This is a genomic window from Paenibacillus sp. JT31N7, assembly GCF_059692095.1.
The window spans coordinates 818228-840475 of sequence record NZ_JCAUAT010000001.1; the positions used below are offsets into that span (position 1 = coordinate 818228).

Annotated in this window: 15 protein-coding genes and 1 pseudogene; 3 read left to right on the forward strand and 13 right to left on the reverse strand. The window is 54.9% G+C overall.

All coding sequences use genetic code 11. The features are described 5' to 3' along the window. Window positions 1-296 precede the first annotated feature (296 nt). The 3 genes from AC58P5_RS03450 to AC58P5_RS03460 all read right to left on the reverse strand — a co-directional run bounded on the left by AC58P5_RS03450 (window position 297) and on the right by AC58P5_RS03460 (window position 6369). Window positions 297-935, reverse strand: a complete 639-nt coding sequence (locus tag AC58P5_RS03450; RefSeq protein WP_497384581.1) for a class D sortase — start codon at window positions 933-935, stop codon at window positions 297-299. 124 nt (window positions 936-1059) lie between these two features. Next, window positions 1060-4827 (reverse strand): collagen binding domain-containing protein, encoded by a 3768-nt coding sequence (locus AC58P5_RS03455; RefSeq protein ID WP_497384583.1) that lies wholly within the window; start codon window positions 4825-4827, stop codon window positions 1060-1062. Between the two features lie 405 nt (window positions 4828-5232). After that, a complete protein-coding gene (locus tag AC58P5_RS03460; protein WP_497384584.1) occupies window positions 5233-6369 on the reverse strand; it encodes a response regulator in 1137 nt (378 codons plus the stop codon). Between the two features lie 238 nt (window positions 6370-6607). Between AC58P5_RS03460 and AC58P5_RS03465 the strand changes: the two genes are divergently transcribed. Beyond that, window positions 6608-9748, forward strand: a complete 3141-nt coding sequence (locus tag AC58P5_RS03465; RefSeq protein ID WP_497384585.1) for an ATP-binding protein — start codon at window positions 6608-6610, stop codon at window positions 9746-9748. Between the two features lie 98 nt (window positions 9749-9846). Here AC58P5_RS03465 and AC58P5_RS03470 read toward each other — a convergent pair whose 3' ends face one another. The 4 genes from AC58P5_RS03470 to acsA all read right to left on the reverse strand — a co-directional run bounded on the left by AC58P5_RS03470 (window position 9847) and on the right by acsA (window position 13588). Next, window positions 9847-10332: a DMT family transporter gene (locus tag AC58P5_RS03470; RefSeq protein ID WP_497384586.1), complete on the reverse strand. Its 486-nt coding sequence runs from the start codon at window positions 10330-10332 to the stop codon at window positions 9847-9849. 70 nt (window positions 10333-10402) lie between these two features. Then, window positions 10403-11101 carry a Crp/Fnr family transcriptional regulator gene (locus AC58P5_RS03475; RefSeq protein ID WP_497384588.1) on the reverse strand — a complete coding sequence of 233 codons (699 nt, stop codon included), beginning with the start codon at window positions 11099-11101 and terminating at the stop codon, window positions 10403-10405. A gap of 52 nt (window positions 11102-11153) precedes the next feature. Then, a complete protein-coding gene (locus tag AC58P5_RS03480) occupies window positions 11154-11579 on the reverse strand; it encodes a DMT family transporter (protein WP_497384589.1) in 426 nt (141 codons plus the stop codon). A gap of 278 nt (window positions 11580-11857) precedes the next feature. Next, window positions 11858-13588: an acetate--CoA ligase gene (gene acsA / locus AC58P5_RS03485; RefSeq protein ID WP_497384590.1), complete on the reverse strand. Its 1731-nt coding sequence runs from the start codon at window positions 13586-13588 to the stop codon at window positions 11858-11860. Window positions 13589-13977: 389 nt separating this feature from the next. Here acsA and AC58P5_RS03490 point away from each other — a divergent pair, with 389 nt between their 5' ends. After that, on the forward strand, window positions 13978-14910 hold the full coding sequence (locus AC58P5_RS03490) for an ABC transporter substrate-binding protein (RefSeq protein ID WP_497384592.1): 933 nt from the start codon (window positions 13978-13980) through the stop codon (window positions 14908-14910). A gap of 281 nt (window positions 14911-15191) precedes the next feature. Here the strand turns inward: AC58P5_RS03490 and AC58P5_RS03495 are convergent, their stop codons facing one another. The 4 genes and pseudogenes from AC58P5_RS03495 to AC58P5_RS03510 form a co-directional block, all read right to left on the reverse strand. Further along, window positions 15192-16079, reverse strand: a complete 888-nt coding sequence (locus AC58P5_RS03495) for a GNAT family N-acetyltransferase (RefSeq protein WP_497384593.1) — start codon at window positions 16077-16079, stop codon at window positions 15192-15194. A 325-nt stretch (window positions 16080-16404) separates the two neighbouring features. After that, complete coding sequence (gene uvrA, locus AC58P5_RS03500) at window positions 16405-18912, reverse strand: excinuclease ABC subunit UvrA (RefSeq protein ID WP_497384594.1); 2508 nt, start codon at window positions 18910-18912, stop codon at window positions 16405-16407. 458 nt (window positions 18913-19370) lie between these two features. After that, window positions 19371-19754 (reverse strand): VOC family protein, encoded by a 384-nt coding sequence (locus AC58P5_RS03505; RefSeq protein ID WP_497384596.1) that lies wholly within the window; start codon window positions 19752-19754, stop codon window positions 19371-19373. A 48-nt stretch (window positions 19755-19802) separates the two neighbouring features. Then, a pseudogene (locus AC58P5_RS03510) lies at window positions 19803-20090 on the reverse strand (NADPH--cytochrome reductase); the annotation flags it as partial. A 110-nt stretch (window positions 20091-20200) separates the two neighbouring features. Between AC58P5_RS03510 and AC58P5_RS03515 the strand changes: the two are divergent. After that, window positions 20201-20560 (forward strand): VOC family protein, encoded by a 360-nt coding sequence (locus AC58P5_RS03515; RefSeq protein WP_497384597.1) that lies wholly within the window; start codon window positions 20201-20203, stop codon window positions 20558-20560. A 116-nt stretch (window positions 20561-20676) separates the two neighbouring features. Here the strand turns inward: AC58P5_RS03515 and AC58P5_RS03520 are convergent, their stop codons facing one another. Both AC58P5_RS03520 and AC58P5_RS03525 read right to left on the reverse strand, forming a co-directional pair. Further along, on the reverse strand, window positions 20677-21162 hold the full coding sequence (locus tag AC58P5_RS03520) for an anthrone oxygenase family protein (RefSeq protein ID WP_497384598.1): 486 nt from the start codon (window positions 21160-21162) through the stop codon (window positions 20677-20679). Between the two features lie 116 nt (window positions 21163-21278). Continuing rightward, a complete protein-coding gene (locus tag AC58P5_RS03525; protein ID WP_497384599.1) occupies window positions 21279-22178 on the reverse strand; it encodes an arylamine N-acetyltransferase family protein in 900 nt (299 codons plus the stop codon). Window positions 22179-22248: the final 70 nt, after the last annotated feature.

The window sequence follows — 22248 nt, forward strand, 5'->3', positions numbered from 1 at the left end:
GGGTTTCTTTTTTGTGCCCGGCTTCGGTAAGACGCTGAGCTCCTTACTCCATTTCAGGTGGTCGGGACCGACCTGTTTTGGCAAGACCGGCGGGCAAAGTTGAGAAAGCCGCTCGGATCGGCAGCTTTTTTGCCATAAAAATTCGGGGTTCCGATCCAGCCGGTAGAGCTGTCAAAACAGCCCCGGACGCGTTTTATTCGGGATCATCGCGAAACTCTTCTCATTGTACCCGCTGTTGACCACCGTCATATGACGCCGAGCACCGCGCGCCGGGAGCTTCGCGCGGTGCGGAAAGTCTACACGGGTATGGATTCGATCAGCGTCCCCTTGACGATAATCCGGTGGGTCGGATTTTTCATCGGATGGCAAGTTATGAGAGTAATTTCACTATCCTTGCCGTTGCCTTGAAGTACCTCCACCTGCTCCGGCAGCACGTACCGTTTCTCTTTGACTTGGTAAATGAACTTTCCCGAGGACGTATCTACTTCTATCGTATCCCCTGCGGCCACTTCATCCAGCCGGTTAAAATTTTTACCGTAGGCGAAGTTCCGGTGACCGGCAATGGCATAGTTTCCGGTTTGCCCCGGCTTCCCCGTTTTGGCGATGCTGGCAAGAGAAACTTTCAAGTTTTCTTTGGTGGCATCCGTCAGAATCGGGAGCTTCAACTGGATTTTGTCGATCACCAGAATCCCCTCCACGTTTTTACCGCCCATCGCAAGCGCAATCGGATCTTCCGCTGTGCTTGGAGCTTGTCCGGCAGAAGAAGCGTCTGTTTCGTTCTCCGGCTCCGATTGATCGATATTTAGCAAATTGGCCTGCCACTGCTCCAGCAGCTTGTTCTGCTGAATATGGTCATAACGGTCCCGGAGAGTCGGATACAGAAAAACAGCGATGCCCAGGATCACGCACAGCAGGGGGAATATCCGTTTTTTCATCTGAACACCCCGCCTTGATTTCTACTGTTTCCGTTCTTTCTTGCGTAGAAAAACCCTTTAAGTAAACCCGTTTAGTCTCTAAACAATGTCTACTTAAAGGGTGTCCGTCATTCAATAGGCGACCTTATTTTTTTACGTTTAATTTTCTTCTCCAAAGCAGTCCGAGCGCAATTAAAGCGAGACCTGCCGCTTGTATATACCAGCGCCCGTATTCACCCGTTTGAGGCAAGACGGCTGCCGGAGCATCGGGGCTTTGTTGGCCGGAGGCCGGCTTTGTCTGTACCGTAACATCAAGAAGCGCGAGTATCGTTTCATTGCCTTGGCTGTCCTTGGCTGCAACGGCAAAGCGGTCCTTACCCGTATAGCCCGGATCGGGGGTATACGTCCAACGGCCGTTATCGTCAACCGTTACTTTTCCGTGTTCCGGCTGCTTGCCGATCGACGGCTTTTGCCCTTCGGGCACATCGACTTTTCCTCCGATAGGCGTATCTTTGTCCGTGGTGACTTTACCTGTCACCGGAGAGGACGTTGACGCCGGCGTTGGTGTCTCCGACGGTGTCGGTGCCGGTGTCTCCGACGGTGTCGGCGTTGGTGTCTCCGACGGCGTCGGGGTTGGTGTCTCCGACGGTGTCGGCGTTGGCGTCACCGACGGTGTCGGCGTTGGCGTCACCGATGGTGTCGGCGTTGGCGTCACCGACGGTGTCGGCGTTGGTGTCTCCGACGTATTGTCGGACGGTGACGATGACGGTGTCGGAGTCGGTGTTGGTGTCACCGGCGGTGTCGGTGTTGGTGTCACCGGCGGTGTCGGTGTTGGTGTCACCGGCGGTGTCGGTGTTGGCGTCACCGGCGGTGTCGGTGTTGGTGTCACCGGCGGTGTCGGTGTTGGTGTCACCGGTGGTGTCGGTGTTGGCGTCACCGGTGGTGTCGGCGTCGGTGTCGGTGTCGGCACAGACACCTTCGCGTTTGTCACGTTCAGCGTAAAGCCCGCTGTGGAATTAATCGTGACGGGACGGTCGGTATTGTCAAGCACGTAGCCGGACGGCGCCGCTTTTTCTTTGATGATATAGTCGCCGGCAAGCAGCTTTTTAAAGACCAATGTGCCTGTCGAATCCGTTGTTCCGCTATCAATCAGGGATCGCGAAGCTCCGGATTTGCGGTACAGCTCGAACACGGCGCCCTGGAGCAGATGCGAACTGTCGGCCGCGTCCGCTTTCTTGACGGTAAGCGAACCTCTGATTCCGCTGCCCGTACCGGAACCGCTGGATACTCCAACGATGATACTGTTGGTGGTTTCCTTCGATACCACGCTTACGTTGTTTCCGCTAAAGCTGACCTTGTTGGAAACCGTATCCTGATCGTTCGCCACGATCAAAGATTGATAATCAAGAACGTAAGGCGCTGTAATTTCGTTGAGGAAATTAAGCTCGAACGTCTGCTTACCGTCATCGTCTGTCCGTATCACAAGGTTGTAATCCGTACCTTTGACCGCCTCGGCACTTTTGACGACGTCTCCGTTAGCGGCTACGGTCGTCGTGTACAGCCGGAAAGATTCAGGCAGAAGCAGCTGGTTCTCCGTAGGCGTATCTACGATTTTCGCGTCCGCTACCGTCGATTGTCCCCGGTTGATGTTGATGGTCCAGTTGATCTTATCTCCGTTCTGGGAACCGCTCTTGTTGACGTACTCGCCGCCTTTCGGAATCGTCACCTTGGCGGTAAGTTTCTCCGATACGGCAGACGCAGCGTCGAACAATTCCGCGGTGTTGCTGACCGTGCTGTCGATAAGCTCCCCGTCCAGACTCGTTTTATAGGCGATGTAGAATGGCGTCGAGGAAGGATTCAGGAGTGTCACCACCAGCTTGTTCGCATTGTCAACCGAATAGCTGTATTCGGAGCTGTCGATGATCGTACCCATGGAAGGATTGCCGTTCGCCGCAATGTTCATTGTATACAGAGCAAGCGAGCCCGGGACCAGGGTTTGTTTCGATTCGAGAAGGTCTTCGACGCTCGGGCTGTTGAGAGGCTTGCTATTGTAATTGACGCCGATCGTCCAGCTTAGCTGTTTCGTCGAAGCGTTGTACGAACCGTTTTTGAATCCGTTGTTTTTAGCCTCGCTGCGCGGGGTGAAAGTAGCCGATACGGACTTTGTTTGCGCTGTGGATGTGCTGTCCTTCCACGTGATGTCCGCATTGTTCACAAAGTTTTTGGTGCTGCCCGGAGGCGTTATCCAGTCGAAATTGTACTCCGTTTTGTAGCTGATCGTGACGGTCTCCGACAGAGGACCCGCGAACGTCAGTTTAAATCCGGAATCTTCCGTTACCGTACCGTCCAGCGTGTAGTCGGCAGGGCTGTTCAAAACCGTGCTTCCCTGCTTGACTTTAAACGTGCCCGGTACGATCTTCATTCCCTTATTCGGGAACGCATCCGTAATGACGACTTCGCTCATGGGCTGTTTATCGCCGTTTACCGATAATGTCCATGCGGCCGTTTTGTCCTGATAGTTAGGGGCATCCATGGTTTTGACCAGAACGACCTGCTTGACGGGACGGTTACCTGTCGCACTGTCGCCGCTTCCGGAAGTCACTTTGTTGTTAACGGTACCGTCTGCAAGCACGCGGTCGGCGGTCTTGGTTTGGTAAGTAATTTTATAGGCGCCGGTGACCGGCTGGTTAAACTGCAGCTTGAATCCGTTCTTTCCGGCAGCGGATGCGGATGTCACCGTATAATCGCCTGCCGGAATTTCGCCTCCGACCGTTTCGTTGCCGGCGCTATCCAGCGTAACCGGGTATACGCGGACCGAATTTGCCGCCAGTTCATGAACATCGTCGAACAAATCGGTCAGAACGGCATTCGTCTGGGATATCGCTCTTTCGTTGTAATTGTACTTGATGTCCCAGCCGATGGTTTGCGTGGCCGCGTCGTAGCTTACGGAGCTCTTGCTTAGCGCGCTTCCGCGCTGCACGGTTACGGTTGCGCTCGCGCTGACCGCGCTCTGATTGCTGCCCTTAAACGTGGCCGTGTTATTGAAGGCCGCCGGTGAACCATCCGTTAGGGGCGTTGTAAACTGAATGCGGTACGCGGTCGTAACAGGACTATCGGCAAAGCTCACCTTTACCGTTCCGCCCGATGTATCCAGGGTATACTTGCCGGGATCGACAAGCGCTCCCTGAACGACCGTACCGTCCAGATTTACATCCAGATCATACACGGCTGCCGTTACCGGAACGGAAAGTCCGGCCGGAAGCGGATCTGTCATCACCGCATTTTCAACGGATTTTAATTCTTTGTTTACGTCCACCGTCCAATCGATATTTTTAGCGTTGTATCCTTGAGGGACACTGCTTTTTCCGATTGTCGAGGCTACGCTCGGTTTAAAACGGAGTGAAAAGACCTGCTCTCCGCCTTTAATCGGAATTTTGATTTTCTGAAGAGTCGAACCGGTGATCTTCTGTTTGTCAAACTGGGTTTTGATCGTTAAAATCCCCTGTATGTCATCATGTGTTTCTATGTAGGAATTGAAGGTCATGACCACTTGACGGGTATCCTTATTGACCGTAAACGAACCCACATCATCCGCTTCGATAAGAAGAGGCCCGGTTATGTTGTTGAAAAGAAGAAACTCCGCAGGCAGGGTAAAAGTGAACGTATCCCCGTCCTTGTAACCGTGCCCGTCAGGCAGAGACCAATGGTAATCCACCTGCACTTTGGAGCCTTGTTCATAAACATCGTTTGTCACGACGTTACCGGCTTTGTCGTACACGGCCAAGGTTACGCTGTCCAAAATAGATCCGGTAATGCCGGCCGCATTCGCCGCGCTCCACTGGCCGAACCCGTTAAAAACCTGGACGAAGACCAGCAGCGCAACAAGGGCAGCGCTAATTTTTTGCTTCAGCATGAACGTTTCACGCCTCCATTCCCTCATTTATTTGCTGAAGTCAATATCACCCTATCTTTGTAGTTAACTTGCAAGAGGATCGATCACCTGCACCGTGCAGGAAGAAGACTCCAGGACGCTGAAGACGTCCGGCTCCTCATCTCTTCGGACAAGTGAATACAAAATGGACAGAGACTTCAACGGTGATTTTTTTGCCGTCCGGCATCATCAGGGTCTGATCTCCAGAAGTTCGCTCCTTTCTCCCGATCGGTTTATGCCGCAAAAAGGCACACTTTGTATTGTAACGCGTCCATCTCGACAAAATCTGAACAAGACGGACATGCAAAAACCGGACTGTGCGCACAGTCCGGTTTTCTTATAAGCAAGACATGGAAAGCAAGAACGGAATCAAGTTCAAAGTAAGTTTCAGACACGTTTCCGCCACTCTTCCATCCACGTTATAACGGATTTTTCTGGACGCACGTCCATCTCCTGGAGCAGCGCAGCCAACCGGCTGAATTGTTCTTCTACGGCCTTACGGTCTCTGAGAGAAGCATACAGCTTCATGAGCGGAAAGCAGCTTCCTTCGAAGTGCGGGTATTTCTCCTGCAGTCGGTTGTAGATCGTGACCGCTTCGTTCAGCTGACCGTGCTCCGTGTAAAATTCCCCCAGTTTCTGAGCATGGCCGATCCACAAAATGCGCAGCCGCTGCCGTTCATTCTCCGCCCACAGATAATCGCAATCCGCCAGAAAGTCTCCGGGATACAAGTCCAGCACCCCCCGGTGCTCCGCCGCATTGCCGGTATGAACGGCTTCCAGCCGGCACAGCTCCCGTTCCCATTCTTCCGAGTCGATCGGGATGTCTCCGGCATCCAGCACATAACCCTCTTTTATGTTCATGCTCCGGATCCCGATGTCCGTTCCCGTCTGTTTTAAGGCCTGCCGGATATGATAGATGGTGGTATAGAGATGAGCGGCCGCTTTCTTGGCCTCCAGATCCGGCCAGAACATCTCCAGCAGGTCGCTTTTACGGATGACCTGTCCCCGGTGATAAAGCAAGTAGGCGAAAAGCTCCTGCGCTTTGGCCGTGCGCCATTTCAGCGTCTCGGCCGTCCCGTTCCGCCGTTCCAATTGTATCGTTTGCAGAAGACGAATACGTACGGGGCGAGACGAATCGTCGGCACGGCCGCTGCGGAAGAGGCGGGCGTTTTCCGTAAGGCGATGGACGGTTTTCAGGAGACGTTCCTTGCGCAGCGGCTTCATCACATAATCGACAGCGTTCAACTCAAACGCCTGAATGGCGTATTTATCGTAGGCCGTAACAAATACGATGTCCAATTCCGGGCAAACCTCCTGCAAAAGCTCGGCCGCTTGCATCCCCGATTTACCGGGCAGATGGATATCGAGGAACGCTACATCCGGCTGCAGTCCTTTGACCATGGCTATCGCTTCCTCCGCATCCGAATAGGAACCCGCCACCTCAATCCCCGGGATTGCTTCCAGCATGCGGTTCATTTGTAAAGCGGCAAGGGGCTCGTCTTCCAGAATAATGGCTTTTAACATCCTCAGTCCCTCCGAATCAACCTCTATTCTTCCATTCAATTATGTACTTATCAGCATGATGTCAGGACACTTAGTCTAAAGGACCAAACAATGAAGGTCTTCGCGTCCCAATCTCTACCATATCAGAAATGTAAGGAGTCTTCCTACCTATTTTTATCAGGCCAAAAGAATTACATAGTAGGAAAACGCGTTTTGAAATGAGAAAGGATTTCTTTCCGTTTTGTCGAAATGCAACAAGATGAAAACGTACAAAAAATGGAGAGTGTTTATATGGGTGCTTCTATTTTTCCTGTCGCTCGGCGGGCTGCGTCTGATTTGGTCTCAAATGACCTCCATTCCCGCTCATCCTCCGGCCGTTAAAGGAACGCTGAATTTGCAAGACTGGGATTTTACCGAAAATCCGCTGGTAACATTGGACGGCGAATGGGAATTTTATCCCCATCAGCTGATTCCTTCCGACAGCGGCTCGGCGGCACCGGCGAGGATGCAGTATTTGCCCGTTCCCGGTTCCTGGGAGGGGGCCTTTGCCAAGGAAGCGAAAGACAGCTACCGCTTCGGCAGTTACCGGCTGCGTGTGTCTCTTCCCCGCGATACGAAGCTGACATTCAGCATCCGCTTTCCCGACATCCGTTCGGCTTCCGGGGTGTTCGTAAACGGTCAGCCGCTCCATCAAACCGGCCGACCGGCGGAGACCGGCGAAGACTTCAGCCCGGGGTACCGTCCCGCCTCCGTCACGTTTACGGCGGACAGCGGCCAAGCGGATCTGATCCTTCATGCAGCCAGTCCGTCCTACATGAAAGCCGGAGGCATTACGGGTTCGGTCCGTTTCGGTGAAAAGGCCGCCCTGACGCGCACCGTCTGGATCGGTATCGGCTCGCAGCTTGCTATTGCCCTCGTGCTGCTGATTCACTCCGCCTATGCGGTGCTGCTTTATTTGATCGGCGCGCAGCGCAGATCCGTGCTCACATTTGCTTCGCTGGGCCTCTTTGCGGCAGTCGCCGTGCTTTCGGACGACGGCAAGCCTCTGGCCGTCTGGCTGAATATGGATTACGATACTACCGCGAGAACGATATTGATTGCCTACACGGGAATCGCTCTTTGCCTGATTCAGCTCGCGAAATTGTGGTTTCTCAAACAGACCGGCAGACGAATTTTTAAACTGCTTCAGTCCGTCTATGTCTTATACACTCTGTTCATTCTGTTCGCGCCCGCTTATATGGTCTCCCGCTCCTCTTTCTTTTTAACGTTATCCGGCTTGTTGACGGACCTCGTCTTTCTTGTTCTTATGCTGAGAACAGTAAAAAGGGAAAAGGAAGACGGCATTTTTCTGCTGCTCGGAATTACGGCGGTCGTCTCCAACGTGTTCTGGGGCGCCATAGAGCCGATAACCGGTCCGGAACCGGATTTTTATCCGCTTGACCTGCTTGCCGCTTTGTTTGCGCTTGCCGCCTACTGGTTTAAACGTTATTTCCGTACGTCCGCCAGGACGGCGGAGCTTGCCGAAAGATTGCAAAGGGAAGACAAACGGAAGGATGACTTCCTCGCCAACACGTCCCACGAACTGAGGAATCCGCTTCACGGCATTTTGAATATGGCACAGGCGGTTCTCCACACGGAACAGGACAAGCTTACGGAGGACAGCAGAAAAAACATGGAACTGCTCCTGACGGTCGGACAGCGGATGTCTCTGCTGCTCAATGATCTGCTGGACATCACGTTATTAAAAGAAAACCGCGTCCGCCTGCAGCCGAAAGAGCTTAACATCCAGTCCGTCGCGGCTGGCGTGGCGGATATGCTGCGTTATATGACTGTCGGCAAGCCCCTGGAGCTTAAGCTGGATATTCCCGAAACATTACCGCCCGTGATTGCGGACGAGAACAGGCTGACCCAGATCCTGTTTAACCTCGTCCACAACGCGATTAAATTTACGAACGAAGGGACGATAGTCATCGAAGCGCGGGTCCGGGAAGGTCACGCCGAAATCCGGATTGCAGATACGGGAATCGGAATGGACGGGCAGCTGCTGATCCAATTATTTCAGCCCTACGAGCAGGCCGATTCCGGGATTACCGCACCTGCCGGAGGGTTGGGTCTTGGTCTGGGCATCTGCAAAAGCCTGGTGGAACTGCACGGCGGTGTACTCGCAGCTTCCTCCGTACCTGGGCAGGGCAGTATATTTGCTTTTACCCTGCCTCTCGCGGAGCCGTTGCGGACCGCTGACTATCCGGCTGATCCGGCCGAGCCGGACATGAACGCTCCCTCCGGAAACGACGCCCCGTCCTCGGCTCCCTTGGCGTCCGCCGAAGAAGAACTCTCCGCAGCCAGCCCGACCGTACGGGTCGCGCAAACCGCCCGGCAAGAAGAAACGGGACGGCTGCCGGAGAAGCTGCCGAATATCCTCGTCGTCGACGATGATCCGGTCAACCTGACGGTGCTTCGCAACCTGCTCGCACCCGAAGGCTACCGCGTCGAAACGGCGGCAAGCGGCAGAGAAGCTGTGTCCCTGCTGGGCGGAAACAGCTGGGATCTTGTCATCAGCGACGTCATGATGCCGCTTATGTCCGGCTACGAACTGACCCGGATCATCCGCGGCAGGTATACGCTGGCCGAACTGCCCGTTCTCCTGCTTACGGCACGCAGCAGTCCGGAAGATATTACGGCGGGCTTTCTGGCGGGTGCGAACGATTATGTCACGAAGCCGCTGGGCGCTTACGACCTGAAGGCGCGGGTCCACTCCCTGATCGGCCTCAAGCTGTCGGTAGAAGAGCGGCTGCGCATGGAAGCCGCATGGCTGCAGGCTCAAATCAAGCCGCATTTTTTCTTCAACACGATTAACTCCATCTCCATCCTCAGCGAGATCGATCCGGCAAAAATGAGATCGCTTCTGGAGGAATTTGCGGCTTACTTGCAGAACAGCTTCGACTTTCAAAACTCGGAGCAGCTTATTCCTCTTCAGAGAGAGCTCCAGCTTGTCCGTTCCTATCTCGCTATAGAAACCGTCCGTCACGGACACAGGCTGGACATTCACTGGGAAGTCGATGACATTCCCGGGCTGAGACTCCCGCCTCTATCCATCCAGCCGCTGGTTGAAAATGCGCTCACCCACGGCGTGCTTGAGAAAAAGTCGGGAGGCGTTATCCGGATCGAAGTGAAAAATCGCGGAAACGGGACGGAAATCCGCATTACGGATAACGGTATGGGGATGGACCCGGCAGTCCTGGAGAAGCTCCGGAGCGGCGCCCACACCGGAGAAGAGCGCCGGGGAATCGGGCTGGCAAACACCGACCGCCGGCTGCGGCATATGTACGGCACGGGATTGACGCTCGAAAGTTCTCCCGGTCTCGGGACCGCCGTTTCTTTCTTCATCCCCGTCAATTAAATGTCAGGCGGCAGCTCACAGCCGCGTAAACAACAGAAAAACGCAGTCTCTCCGGGGAGAGACTGCGTTTTTCATTTTTTTGACTTCCTGCATACCCGTCAGTCCGGCAATCCCTGCGGCGCCCTGCCCGCGGACGGCTCGGCTCCTTGCCTGCCGCCGAATTTGAACAGCACGATGCCGGCGACGATGACCAGCACCCCGATCAGCTTGTTCAGCGTAAACGGCACCTTCTCCAGCCCCAGCCATCCCATCGAGTCCCAAAGCAGGGCAAAACTGAGCTGCGCCGTCAGCACGATTGAAATGGCATAGGTCGGGCCCAGAATCTTCATTCCCTGTACGAGGCAGATGACGACGCCGACGCCGATCATGCCGCTCACCCAATACCACAGCTGCATATTTTGCAGGGCGAAAGTTTGCTTTCCTTCCACAAGCAGACTGATGGTCAACGAAGCCAGGAACCCCATTCCGAGTACCAGGGTGGTCGTTGCCCAAGATCCCGTCCGCTCGTTTACTTTGCTGTTGAAAACCGTCTGCAGGCTGACCAGCGAACCGGCCAGAACCGCCAGGAATAATCCCAGTATCATGGTTTTGCTTCCCCCTCTCTCTAAAATACACTTTTCCGCATCGCATAAACGGTGAGAACCGTTAAACCGATCACTCATAAATATTGTGACCGGCCAGCGCGCTTAGCCCTTCCCGGTCTTTAATCGTGATAAACCCTCTCGTACGCTGAAGCAGTCCTTCGCTGCAGAACTTTTGGATCACCCTGTTCAGATGCCTGTAGCTGGTTCCGATCAAATTGGCCGCATCCATGAGGTGAGTCGTGCTCAGCTGCCCCTGGACCAGATTATCCGACTCTTCGCAGAAAACCGACAGCAGATAGCTAGCCAGCCGAACTTCTACCGGATACATCAAATTAAAACTGGAAAAATTCGAGTCGATGTAAAACTTCTGCGTAATGATTTCCAATAAAAAACGCAGCAGCGGAGCATGATCGTTCCCGTATTTTTTGAGCCAGCGGTGATGGATCCCGATCATATGGACCGTTGATACGGCCTCTACCGTGTTCACGATATCGCTGCCTCTTACATATTCAATATCGCCGATCACTTCTATCGGTGTCTTGAAGCAGAGAATCAGCGTCTTGCCCTCCGCGGAAGACGTGTAAATTTTAATTTTTCCTTTTACCAGCACATATAAATAGCAAGCCGGCTCGCCCCTGGAACAGATCATCTCTCCCTGCTCGAAGCTGAACAGAGACAAATGAGGGTTCAAGGCTTCGTTAAAAACCGTTTCCAACCGGTGTTCCCGCAAATAACGGGCCAACTGCTCCCGATCCTGAATTTCTTTCACTGCCGGTCCACCTCCAGCCTTTTCCTTATCCTGTCCCGGAATCGTTATCCTATCACAGTTTCAGGATCACGACACCCCCGATCATTAACCCGATGCCGATAAACTGCGGCAGTTTCATTTTCTGTTTGGCGACGCCGAACCATCCGTTGATATCGACGAGAAAAGTAAGGCTGAGCTGGGCAATCAGCAGCGCGGCAATCGTAAACGTAACCCCGATCTTCTGGATCGCCGTGACTTCGCTGAAAATAATAACCGCCCCCAGAGCGCCTCCGAACAGATACAGCGGCTTGATCCCTTTGAAACTTTGCCGGTTTCCGTCCCGCACAAAAAGCAGAATAACCAGTGCAATCAGGAAGCCCGTCAGCTGGGTTATCGTGGCGGCCTGCCACGTGCCGATATCGTGGCTGATGCGTGCGTTGGCGACTCCCTGCAGCGTAATGCAGGCCCCGCCTAAAAATGCAAATAAAATCCCTTTCATTGCGGCCGTCTCCTTCGCTTAGAACTTCTTTCTTATTAAATCCCAGCCGGAGGAGTGCAGAAAAGGACATATGTCCTAAAGGTCTAAGAAATGCTTCCTAGCTTACCGCTTCATCGAAAAAAATAACCGGCCTCCGGAGAGGCCGGTTATTCGGGTGCTGCTTTAAAGCGGCAGCGTGCAGAGACCTGCCTAATAGGCTGTTCTGCTTAACTAACAGCACCGGGGCTTAGTCGGTCTTTCGCAAGCTCCGGAGACGGCAAGCAAACGAAGATGAGGAACTAATCTTCCAGCGTAGACAGGTCGCCGGTCGGCAGCCCCAGTTCCCAGGCCTTCAGAACGCGGCGCATAATTTTGCCGGAGCGCGTCTTCGGCAGCTTGTCGCGGAACTCGATTTCGCGGGGAGCCGCATGCGCCGCCAAGCCTTTTTTGACGAACTGCTGAATTTCTTTGATCAATTCCTCGGAAGGTTCGTAGCCGTCTCTCAAAGCGACAAACGCTTTAATAATTTCGCCGCGTACCGGGTCCGGTTTGCCGATTACGCCCGCTTCCGCTACGGCCGGATGTTCCACCAGCCTGCTTTCGACTTCAAAAGGTCCGACACGCTCGCCGGACGTGTTGATCACATCGTCGACGCGTCCCTGGAACCAGAAGTATCCTTCTTCGTCCTTGTAAGCGGAGTCGCCGGAAATATACCACGGCTTCAGCCGGTAATACTCGTCGTATTTCGCGGGATTGTTCCAGATGAGGCGCATCATGGAAGGCCACGGAGCGCGTACCGCAAGATTGCCCATCCGGTTCGGCGGGAGCTCGTTGCCCTGATCGTCGACGATGGCCGCATAAACACCGGGGATCGGCTTGCCCATGGAGCCCGGCTTAATCGGCATCGCCGGATAGTTGCAGATCACCTGCGCGCCGGTTTCCGTCATCCACCACGTATCGTGAATCCGTTTGCCGAATACTTTCATTCCCCAGCGTACCACTTCCGGGTTAAGGGGCTCTCCGACAGACAGGATGTGACGCAGAGAGGACAGATCGAACTGCTTGAGGAGATCGTCGCCGGCCGCCATCAGCAGCCGGAAAGCGGTCGGAGCCCAGTACCAGACCGTGACTTTGTAGGTTTCGATCGTCTGGTAGCTGTCATTCGACGAGAAACGGCCGCCCCGTACAAGCGAAGTCGTCCCGTTGAGCCATGGCGCCCACATTCCGTATACCGTTCCCGTTACCCAACCGGGATCGGCGCAGCACCAGTAAATATCGTCCGGCTGGAGATCCAGGACCGTTTTGGCCGTATGAAGATGCTGGATCATCGCGTTATGGACGTGCAGAACCCCTTTCGGTTTGCCGGTGGACCCGGATGTGTAATGGAGCTGCAAACCGTCTTCCAGTCCGACCCATTCGATTTCGAGCTGATCGGACGCTTTTGCCATCAGATCCTCGTAAGAAATTTCCCTGTCGCCCGGCTCGCTATTCTCACCGACCACGATGACATGCTTGAGCGCGGGCAGCTCGGAAACGGGAATGCGGTCTTTAAGCGCAGGCGTTGTGACAATGGCCACGGCTTCAGAATCCAGAAGCCGGTCCTTCACAGCCGCTTCCATAAAAGCTTCGAACAGAGGGCCGACGATCGCCCCGATTTTTACCGCCCCGATATAAGCCGTATACAGCTCCGGTGAACGCGGCATAAACACGAAAATACGATCTCCTTTGCCGATGCCGAGAGACCGCAGAGCATGACCGAATTTGTTTGAGAGTGCTTTCATTTGAGCAAACGTATACGTTTCTTTCCTTGCCGCGTCCGTGTAAATAAGTGCCGTTTTCTCCCCCCGGCCTTCCTCCACATGACGGTCGAGCGCCTCGTAGGCGATGTTTACTTTCCCCGTGCGGGACCATGTGAATTCCTTTTCCACGTCCGCCCAGTCGAAATTGGCATAGGCCTCTTCATAATCGGCCAGATTATTACCCGATGTCAGAACCGGTATGATTTCCTGCTCTTCCGATTGCATGGTCATCCTTGTCCCCATCCTCCCATTCTCTTTCCCGAATTCAATTTGTAATTTATTCTAATAAATTCCATCGGAATTGATTATATCTTACATTTACGGACTCCACAATAAAAAAACGGTGGAACAAACGGCTTCTTGAACGAAGTAATGAGGCTTACATTCACGGTTAAATTTGCTGTTCCCGTGATGGTTATGCCAATCGGCACAGAGCTTTACGTCTGCTGATGTCCCTCAACAGCTCTTCTCCATGTTCTGCCAAGGTCTGTGTCCTGCCGATGTGTTTGCTTTACCGAGCGCAGATCTGTATTTTTTTGTTGACAATGATAATCATTATCAATATAATGTTGCTTGGAAAAGGTTATCCTTTCAACCTACATATATGGAGGACTTCTACTATGTTTATTCGAAAAAAGACGGGTTCGCTCGCTTTATTTATTCTCCTTCTGCTCGCCTTGACGGCAGGCTGCGGCAATAAGGAGAGCGCACAGCCGCCCCGGCAGCAAACGGTTACGGACGGGATGGGCCACCAAGTGAACATACCTGCCGAGCCCAAGAGAATTATCGCCTCATACCTGGAAGACCCCCTGCTTTCTCTCGGCATCAAGCCTGTGGCTCAATGGTCCGTAAAAGGCGGAAACGTGCAGGAATATTTGCGCCCGCAGCTGGAGGGAATTCCCGCCATCCCCTCGAATCTGCCGCCGGAGACCGTTCTCAGCTTTAACCCGGACCTGATCATCCTCCGCCCGGAAGCCGCCGCTCAAGATAACCTTTACGAGCAGTACGCCAAAATAGCGCCTACCTTCGTCCTCTCGAAGGAGGACGCCGACGATTATAAAAAAACATTAACGAAAATGGCCGAATTGTTAAACAAACAGGAGGAAGCGAAAAAAGCGCTGGACGCCTACGACCGGAAAGCCAAAGAGTCGAAAGACAGCTTGCAAAAAGCGCTCGGAGACAAAAAAGTCGCGGTTCTGTGGCTCACCAAGAAAAACTTCTACGTCGTCAACGGAAATGTTTCCAGCGGAGCGGTGTTGTATGGGGATTTGGGCTTGAACAAACCGACCCTGCTGAATTCTTTGCCGGACTCCAAGGCCAATTGGGTTCCCGTGTCGCTGGAGAAGCTGGCCGAGCTCGACGCCGATTATCTTTTTCTAGTCAATTACGATAAAGGCCAGGCCGGAAACCTGGAAGAAGAACTCTGGAAAAATATCCCGGCGGTAAAAACCGGTCACGTTTATGAGATTGCTTCAACCAGCAGCTGGCTGTATAACGGTGTCATCGCGGCCGAGAAAATCGTCGACGACGTCATGAAAGCGCTGCGTCAATAACGGCCGGACTCCGTGCAGGCGTATACCGCCTGCAGACGTTCGCCCCGACTGCGTCATCCGTTCCGGTTCCGGCTTCGGCTTCGGCTCGACCGACCGCCGCGCAGGGGCGCTACGCGCCGCTTGGGAATCGCGCGCTTTGGAATCCGGGCGGCAGTCTTCCTTTGCCGGATTAGGCGATCCATAAGGGCGGCGCGTCTACATTACCGTGCCTCAGAACAGCAAGCGTCACCAAGAAAAAAGGACATCAGGGCAGCCGCCCCGATGTCCTTTTTACATGACGGTTATCTCACGGTGACGCGGTAATAATCGTTTACGCTGCGCTCGACGAAGCCCACCGATTTGTATAAACCCAGTGCGCGGTCATTGCTGGCCGCCACCTCCAGAGCCAGCTTGCCCGGAAGCTGTTTCGACTCCGCTATCGAGATCGCTTTGCCCAGGATCACTCGGCCGTGACCTTGTCCGCGGTATTCCGGGAGCACGCAAAATCCGGAAATATACCCGCCGTCGTAGAGCTGAATGTTGATTTTCCCGATGGGAGTCCCATCCAGCTCGGCAATCCAGAAGCTTTCTCCGGCCGCGGCTAATTTCTGTTCGTTGTATCCTCTGGCATCCGATTCCGTGACGCCGAACCCGGCAACGTCCAGCCGGACGGCTAAGTCCATATCCGCTTGCTCCGCGGGACGCAGTTTGATTTGACCGGCAGAAATGACGGAGTTCAGCACGTCCCGGTCATAACCCGAGGGCAGCTCCATCCAATACTCGGAAAATTCATAAGCGGCTCCGGCATATCCGGCGAAAGAGCGCCCCGACTCCGACCCCCGCTGCACAATAAGCAGTTGTTCGGGTATCCCGCGCTTTCGGCATTCCTCGGCGGCCGCTTCGAACAGTTTCCGAAAAAATCCCCGGCGGCGGTACTCCGGGTCCACCATGCCGCTGATTTCCGCTTCGCTGCTTTTAAAGGCAAACAGCGCCAGAAATCCGACTGCTTTTCCGTTCTCGACGTAAAGCCAGTCGCTGCACTCTTCCGCTTTCCGGTTTTCGAGCATATCCCAATTCAGTTTTAATGTAATGGAATCATATTCGTTACAGCGCTTTTCCAGCTCTTTCACTTGCGCCAATTGGTCGTGGGTTAAACGATTTACAGGCAGAACAATTCCGGTATCCGGCATTAGGATTCCCCTTATCCATGTAGTAAGAGCCGTGAAGGCTCACAGTCCTATCCATTATAATGGAAAAATAGACCGGGCCGTTAGGGGGGATTTGATTATAGACGTTTTTTCGGCCCGTCGGCTTGCTGCACCTTACAAACTCATCGCGCGCGATTCAGGCGGCAGACATACGGCGCACGTCTCCCGGCGCAATGCGGAGTCGCGTCACGGCAGGGACCCGCTGGCGGCCAGCCACTCGTCTTGGCTCCTGCAAGGCACGCAGAATTCCGCGGGATCGGAAAAGCCCCTGGCGGGGCCGGAATCCGGCCGCGTTCAGGGGCTTCTTTTAATAGGCGGCGGCCAGAGCCTTCTTCAAGAAGCGTCCGGTATGGGAAGCTGCGGCTGCCGCGACTGTCTCCGGGGTGCCCGCGGCCACCACTTCCCCGCCCTTGTCTCCCGCCTCGGGCCCGATATCGACGACCCAGTCGCACTCGCGGATCATGTCGAGGTTGTGCTCCACGACGATGACCGTGTTTCCCGCGTCGACCAGCTTGTTCAGCAGCACGAGCAGCTGCCGGGTATCGCGCGGATGCAGGCCCGTCGAGGGCTCATCGAGCAGATACAGCGTATGCCGCTTCGTTTTGCCGCCCAGCTCCTTGGCAAGCCGGATGCGCTGCCCTTCTCCCCCGGACAGGGTCCGGACCGACTGGCCCCAGTGCAGGTAGCCCAATCCGACCTCGGTCAAAAGCGCAATTTGTCCGTCCATCTTGATTTTGCCCCGCAGCAGGGGCAGGCTTTCCTGGACCGTCATGTTCAGCAGGTCCGAGATGGAATACCCGCCGCAGGTGACCCGCAGCACTTCTTCCTTGAACCGCTTCCCCCGGCAAACCGGACAGCGGACTTCCAAGCCGGGCAGGAAGAACATGTCCATCGGCACGACACCGAGTCCCTGACAGTGCTCGCAGCGCCCGCCCGGCGTGTTGAACGAGAAATGCTTCGCGGTCAGACCCGCCCGCTTCGCTTCGGGCAAGCCGGCGTACAGACTCCGCATGGCCGTGAACACGTCGGTGTAAGTCGCTACGTTGGACCTGCTCATCCGCCCGATCGGCGACTGGTCGACCGTTACGATTCCGCCGATGTCCCCGAAACCGGTGATGCTCCGGCAGCCGTGGCGCTGCTGCTCGTCGCGCCCGCCCGCGGCCACCAGATCGAAAAGCAGGGTCGATTTGCCCGATCCCGAGACGCCGGTGACGGCGGTCAGGCAGCCGAGAGGGAACGACACGTCGATATGCTTCAGATTCCGTTCGAAAGCATCGTACACGTTCAGAGACCGGCCGTTTCCCGGCCGTCTTTGCCGGGTTGCGGCCTGGCCGGAAGACCCGTGAAGGAACGCGCCCGTAACGGAATCGGGGTTATTCATAAGCTCGGCGAGCGTGCCTTCGCCGACAACACGGCCCCCGAAGCTTCCCGCACCGGGGCCCATGTCGATTACATGGTCGGCGGCCTGCATCATTTCGACGTCGTGCTCGATGACGAGAACCGTATTGCCGAGGTCCCTGAGCTGTTTCAACACGCCGATTAGCCCTGCGGTATCCCGCGGATGCAGCCCGGCTGTCGGTTCGTCGAGGATGTACAGCACGCCGGTCAGCCCCGAGCCGAGGATGGAGGCGAGCCGGAGACGCTGCGCCTCCCCTCCGGAGAGCGATACCGTTTGACGGCTCAGGGACAGGTAGCCCAGGCCGACGGCCACGATCCGCTCCGTCCGGACGGTCAGGTCGTGCAGAAGCGACCCGACCATCTCCCTGGCCTCGGGCTGCAGCTCTCCCATCAGCCGCTCCAGCCAGCCGAGCGCGTCCTGCAGCGCCCAACCGGAAATATCGGAGATGGAAGCGCCGCCGACCGTCACCCGCCGGATGCTCTCCTTCAGCCGGGCGCCGTTACAGGTTCCGCACGTCTCTTCGAGGAACAGCGCCGATTCGCCCGATTCGCCCCCTTTCTCCTTGTAACGTCTCCAGATGCCGGTTACAACGCCTTCGAACTTCCCGCCGCTGACCGACTTGGGCGGCTTTACACCGGGAAAATGTGCGGAGAACGCCTCGCTCTCGACCCCGTAGTAAAGCAGGTCGCGCTGGACGGTCCCGTATTCTTCAAGAGGCAGGTCCGCATCGAAGGGGAAGCCGTAATGTTCCCCCGCCGTTTTGAGAATCGAAAGGTTGTATTTCGTAATCATGTCGTACCAGACCGTTACACAGCCGTCCCGCAAACTCTTCTTCTCATTGAAAACGGCATCCACGTTCAGGTTGACCGTATGACCGAGCCCGCCGCATTCTTCACAAGCTCCTTCCGGCGTGTTGTAAGAGAAATACCTGCGCGTCAGACGCTCCATTCCTGCGCCGCAGTGCGGGCACTGTACGGCCGATTGCAAATCCGTCTCGTCTTCTCCGTCTCCCGGTCCGGGCGCTTCGCTGTCAGGCCCCGGAACGAAGCGGATGCCGCAGTGCGGACAGGGCCGCTCGCCCAGCTTCTCGTAAATGACCCGCAAGTACGTGTGAATATCCGTGATCGTACCGACCGTCGATCTCGGATTTCGGTTCGTGACATGCTGCCCGACACTGATGGACGGGGACAACCCGACAATCGCGTCTACCTTCGGCTTGGCAATAGCGTCCGAGGTCATGCCCATCGACTCCATATACTGCCTCTGACACTCGCGCTGGAGTGTATCCATGGCCAGTGTCGATTTGCCGGAACCCGAAGGTCCTGTCAGCACAACCAGTTTGTATTTGGGAATGCGAAGCGTCACGTTCCTCAGATTGTTTTCCCGGGCTCCCCGGATCACGATCTCGCTGCTCACAAGTAAGTCCTCCGTTCGTATTTGATTTTTCTTCCTTATTAGGTGCTTTATTTCCTGTTTCCAGCCGCACAACCTTATTCTATAACATTCATGCAAATGAGAAGGTTGAGGTCTTTTTCACTTGGTATATCAGGCACTTGCTTGTAAAATGTATAGCCATGCACTTTAAGGTTCTAAATAAATTGGAACGACAACTGCGCGGCAAAAAAAACTCGTTCCACGGACAAAAGCTCTCCGCCCAGGAAAACGGCGTGCTTGGCACCGGAAACTTTGTTTCATTAGACGAATGATTGAACGGAAACAAAAAGACACAGCACATAACGTGTTGTGTCTATAAACCGCAGCGGATCGCCTCCGGTCCGGACTTATTCTTTTCTTTTATTCGGGCGGGCCGTAAAATTTTCACCCCGCACTCGCACACATCGTGTACTTTTTTAACTCGCAGGGGTTCGCTGGCTTTACACCGTGATTTCTATGCTATTTCCTTCCGGGTCCAGAACAACACTTTCAAAATAGCCGTCGCCGGTTACTCGGGGCTCGCTCTCGACCGTATATCCGTCACGTCTTAACCGTTCCGTCAGTTCCACGACCTTGTCTTCGCTTCCGGTTGAGAATGCGATATGGGCATAGCCCAGGTAAACCCGCCCCTCTTCTCTCCCGCTGCATGCCGGTTTGGTCATCAGTTCCAGTCTGGCGCCGCCTTCAAACCGCAAAAAGTACGAGTGAAACTGTTTTTTGACGTTCGTATACTTGTCGCCCGCCTCTGCGCCGAAATAAATTTCATAAAAGGATTTCATTTTTTCCAGATCGCTCGTCCAGAGAGCGGCATGCTCGATTTTCATAAAAGTCCGCCTCCCTTCCATAAAAATAACCGTCGCTATTTCAGCTACCTATGTGACGGCAAATGCAGGCTGCGCCTTCAAGCTGTAAATACCCGCCCAGTCGTCTTTGGCGTAGCGTCCCTCCGTCTGCAAACCGTCCAGCCGCTTCCGGGCTTCGTCCGGGCTTACCTGATGAATATTCGCGTAAGCCTGCCGGTTTTCCTCTTCCGCGTCCGGCGCCATCCGGCTTCCGTCTCCGCATACATACAGCCGCCCGCCTTGATCCAGCAGGGCGATCGGCACCGCCGTATTCTCTTTCATCAAGTGCTGCACGTATGATTTCGGCGTTCCTTCCACAGAGGGAGCGGGCGTCCCCCGAATTTCACATGGACAAGGAGAAAAGGGTCTCGCTTGTCGAAGTAGTTTACCAGCAGCCGGTAACGGTTAGAAAAGGAGGTCGACTTATAATGAAGGTTAAACGAATCATCGCGAATCTGGAATCGCCGGATCTTGCGGCGGCCACACGCTTTTATCAAGAGGCGCTCGGTCTCGATTTGCTCATGAATCACGGCTGGATCGCAACCTACGGGAACCGCGAGACGATGAACGTCCAGCTCAGCATCGCTTCGCAGGGAGGCTCCGGCACCCCTACACCCGCTTTATCCATTGAAGTGGACGATCTGGAAGAAGCGCTTGCGCGTATGAAGGAGGCCGGTTTTCCTGCGGAGTACGGACCTGTGGACGAGCCCTGGGGCGTCCGGCGCTTTTTTGTCCGCGATCCGTTCGGCAAGCTCGTCAACATTTTGTCCCATGCGGAAGCGGACTGAACCGGGTTAAAAAATAGGATTCCCCGTAGGGAACCGGACCGGGCATAGAACGCCAACAGCCGTATCCGGCCGTTATCGCAACGGTTCGAATGCGGCTTCCGCCTGTCCGAGCCTGTTCATCCCCTCAACCGGAGGGCTTGAATGAACAAAGCCAGGGCCGCCAGGCACGCGGCCGTACGCACATGATTCCAGGCGGTCCATTTGACGACATAACGCGACCATAAGTCGGCACCTGCCGGACTTCCCGGGTTTACGGCTTCAAGCGCGTTATTCAGCGGAACATTGAAAACCATCGTTACCGCAAAGCCGGCAACATAAACCAGGCTGCCTGCCAGTAACCAGGGACTGTCCGGCTGTCCCCCGTTCAACAACGAAACGACCGCCAGCACGCCGCTGAGCAAAGCCGTTCCCATAAACACGATGAAGAACAGGGGATTCAGGATCGTGGCGTTAATTGACTGCATCGCCGCGATACCCTGCTCCGCCGGAATCCGGGCGAGTGCGGTCATAACGAACGCCGAGAAGGCGAAGAACAAACCCGCGTTCAATCCCGAACCGAGGGCGGAACAAAACGTTAAAACCGTAAGCAAACTGCCGCTCATGACGAACCCTTCCCTTCCGCTAAAGCCGGCTGTATCCGGCTATCTTCTTCTCTCATTGTATATCGGACTGTCATGCCGGGTAAGCAGCATTTTGCTAGAACCGATTTGTACCGAAATCAGGTCGTCGGCAGGGTTTCCGCCGTTTCCTGCCGCTCCTGTATTTTTTGCCACTCCGAATGGGCCGCCTCGACTCTTTTCCAAAGATCGTCCCGTTCCGGCTTGCTGTAGTTGACAAGCTGTTCATCGAACACATCGGCCAGAACGTCGAGCCATTGCGATTTTGAACGAAGCTCGGTTTTCTTCAGCCCGCTTGCGTCCCGTTTACTCCAGATACAGCCTCTGAGTTCATTGCCGTCCTCCGCATTCCTTTGTCGGATCAGAAACTTATTAAACCAGGGAGATTCCTCGGAACGGATATAAAACTCGTGGTTCGGCTTGAACTCTTCAAGATCCGTCAGCACGTCGGGCGCATAATCGACACCCGGAAAAGAAGCGAGCGGATCATGCTCCAGCCGCCAGCCGTCCGCCGCGACTCCCGACTCCGTCACCTTGTAGGTGTAAGGCTCCTGAACATAGCTGCCGTGTATCAGGGGCAGCGGCTCGAAAGGCATATCCCCTAGCCCTACATCCGTGATCCATGTCCCGTCCCCCGCTTCTTCATCGAAGAAATCAACGGTCAGTCCAAGATGAAAAGAATTGATCCTCGGCTCCGCCCCCATCGGCTGAACGCCGGCACGATGCAAATTCACCCTATAGCCGAGAGAATGCAGAAGAATGCCGAAAGCGCCGTTCAAATGGAAGCAGTAGCCGCTTCGCTGAGTCAGAACGAGCGCCACCGACTCTTTAAATCCGATAGGGGCCGGTTTTCCGCCGAAAATGTCCAGCGTCTGCCAGGAAAGATGTTTTACGTGGGCTTTGTGCAGCTCGGACAAATAAGGGAGCGTAGGCGCCCCGATTTCTGCGATTCCGATTCTTTTTAAATAAGCGCGTATTTCTTCCCGCGTCAATGTATACATAAGGAGTCACCCCGGATACCTGTATTACGCCTGTCTGGAAACGAGTTCCTGCCGCGTACTTCCATTCTAG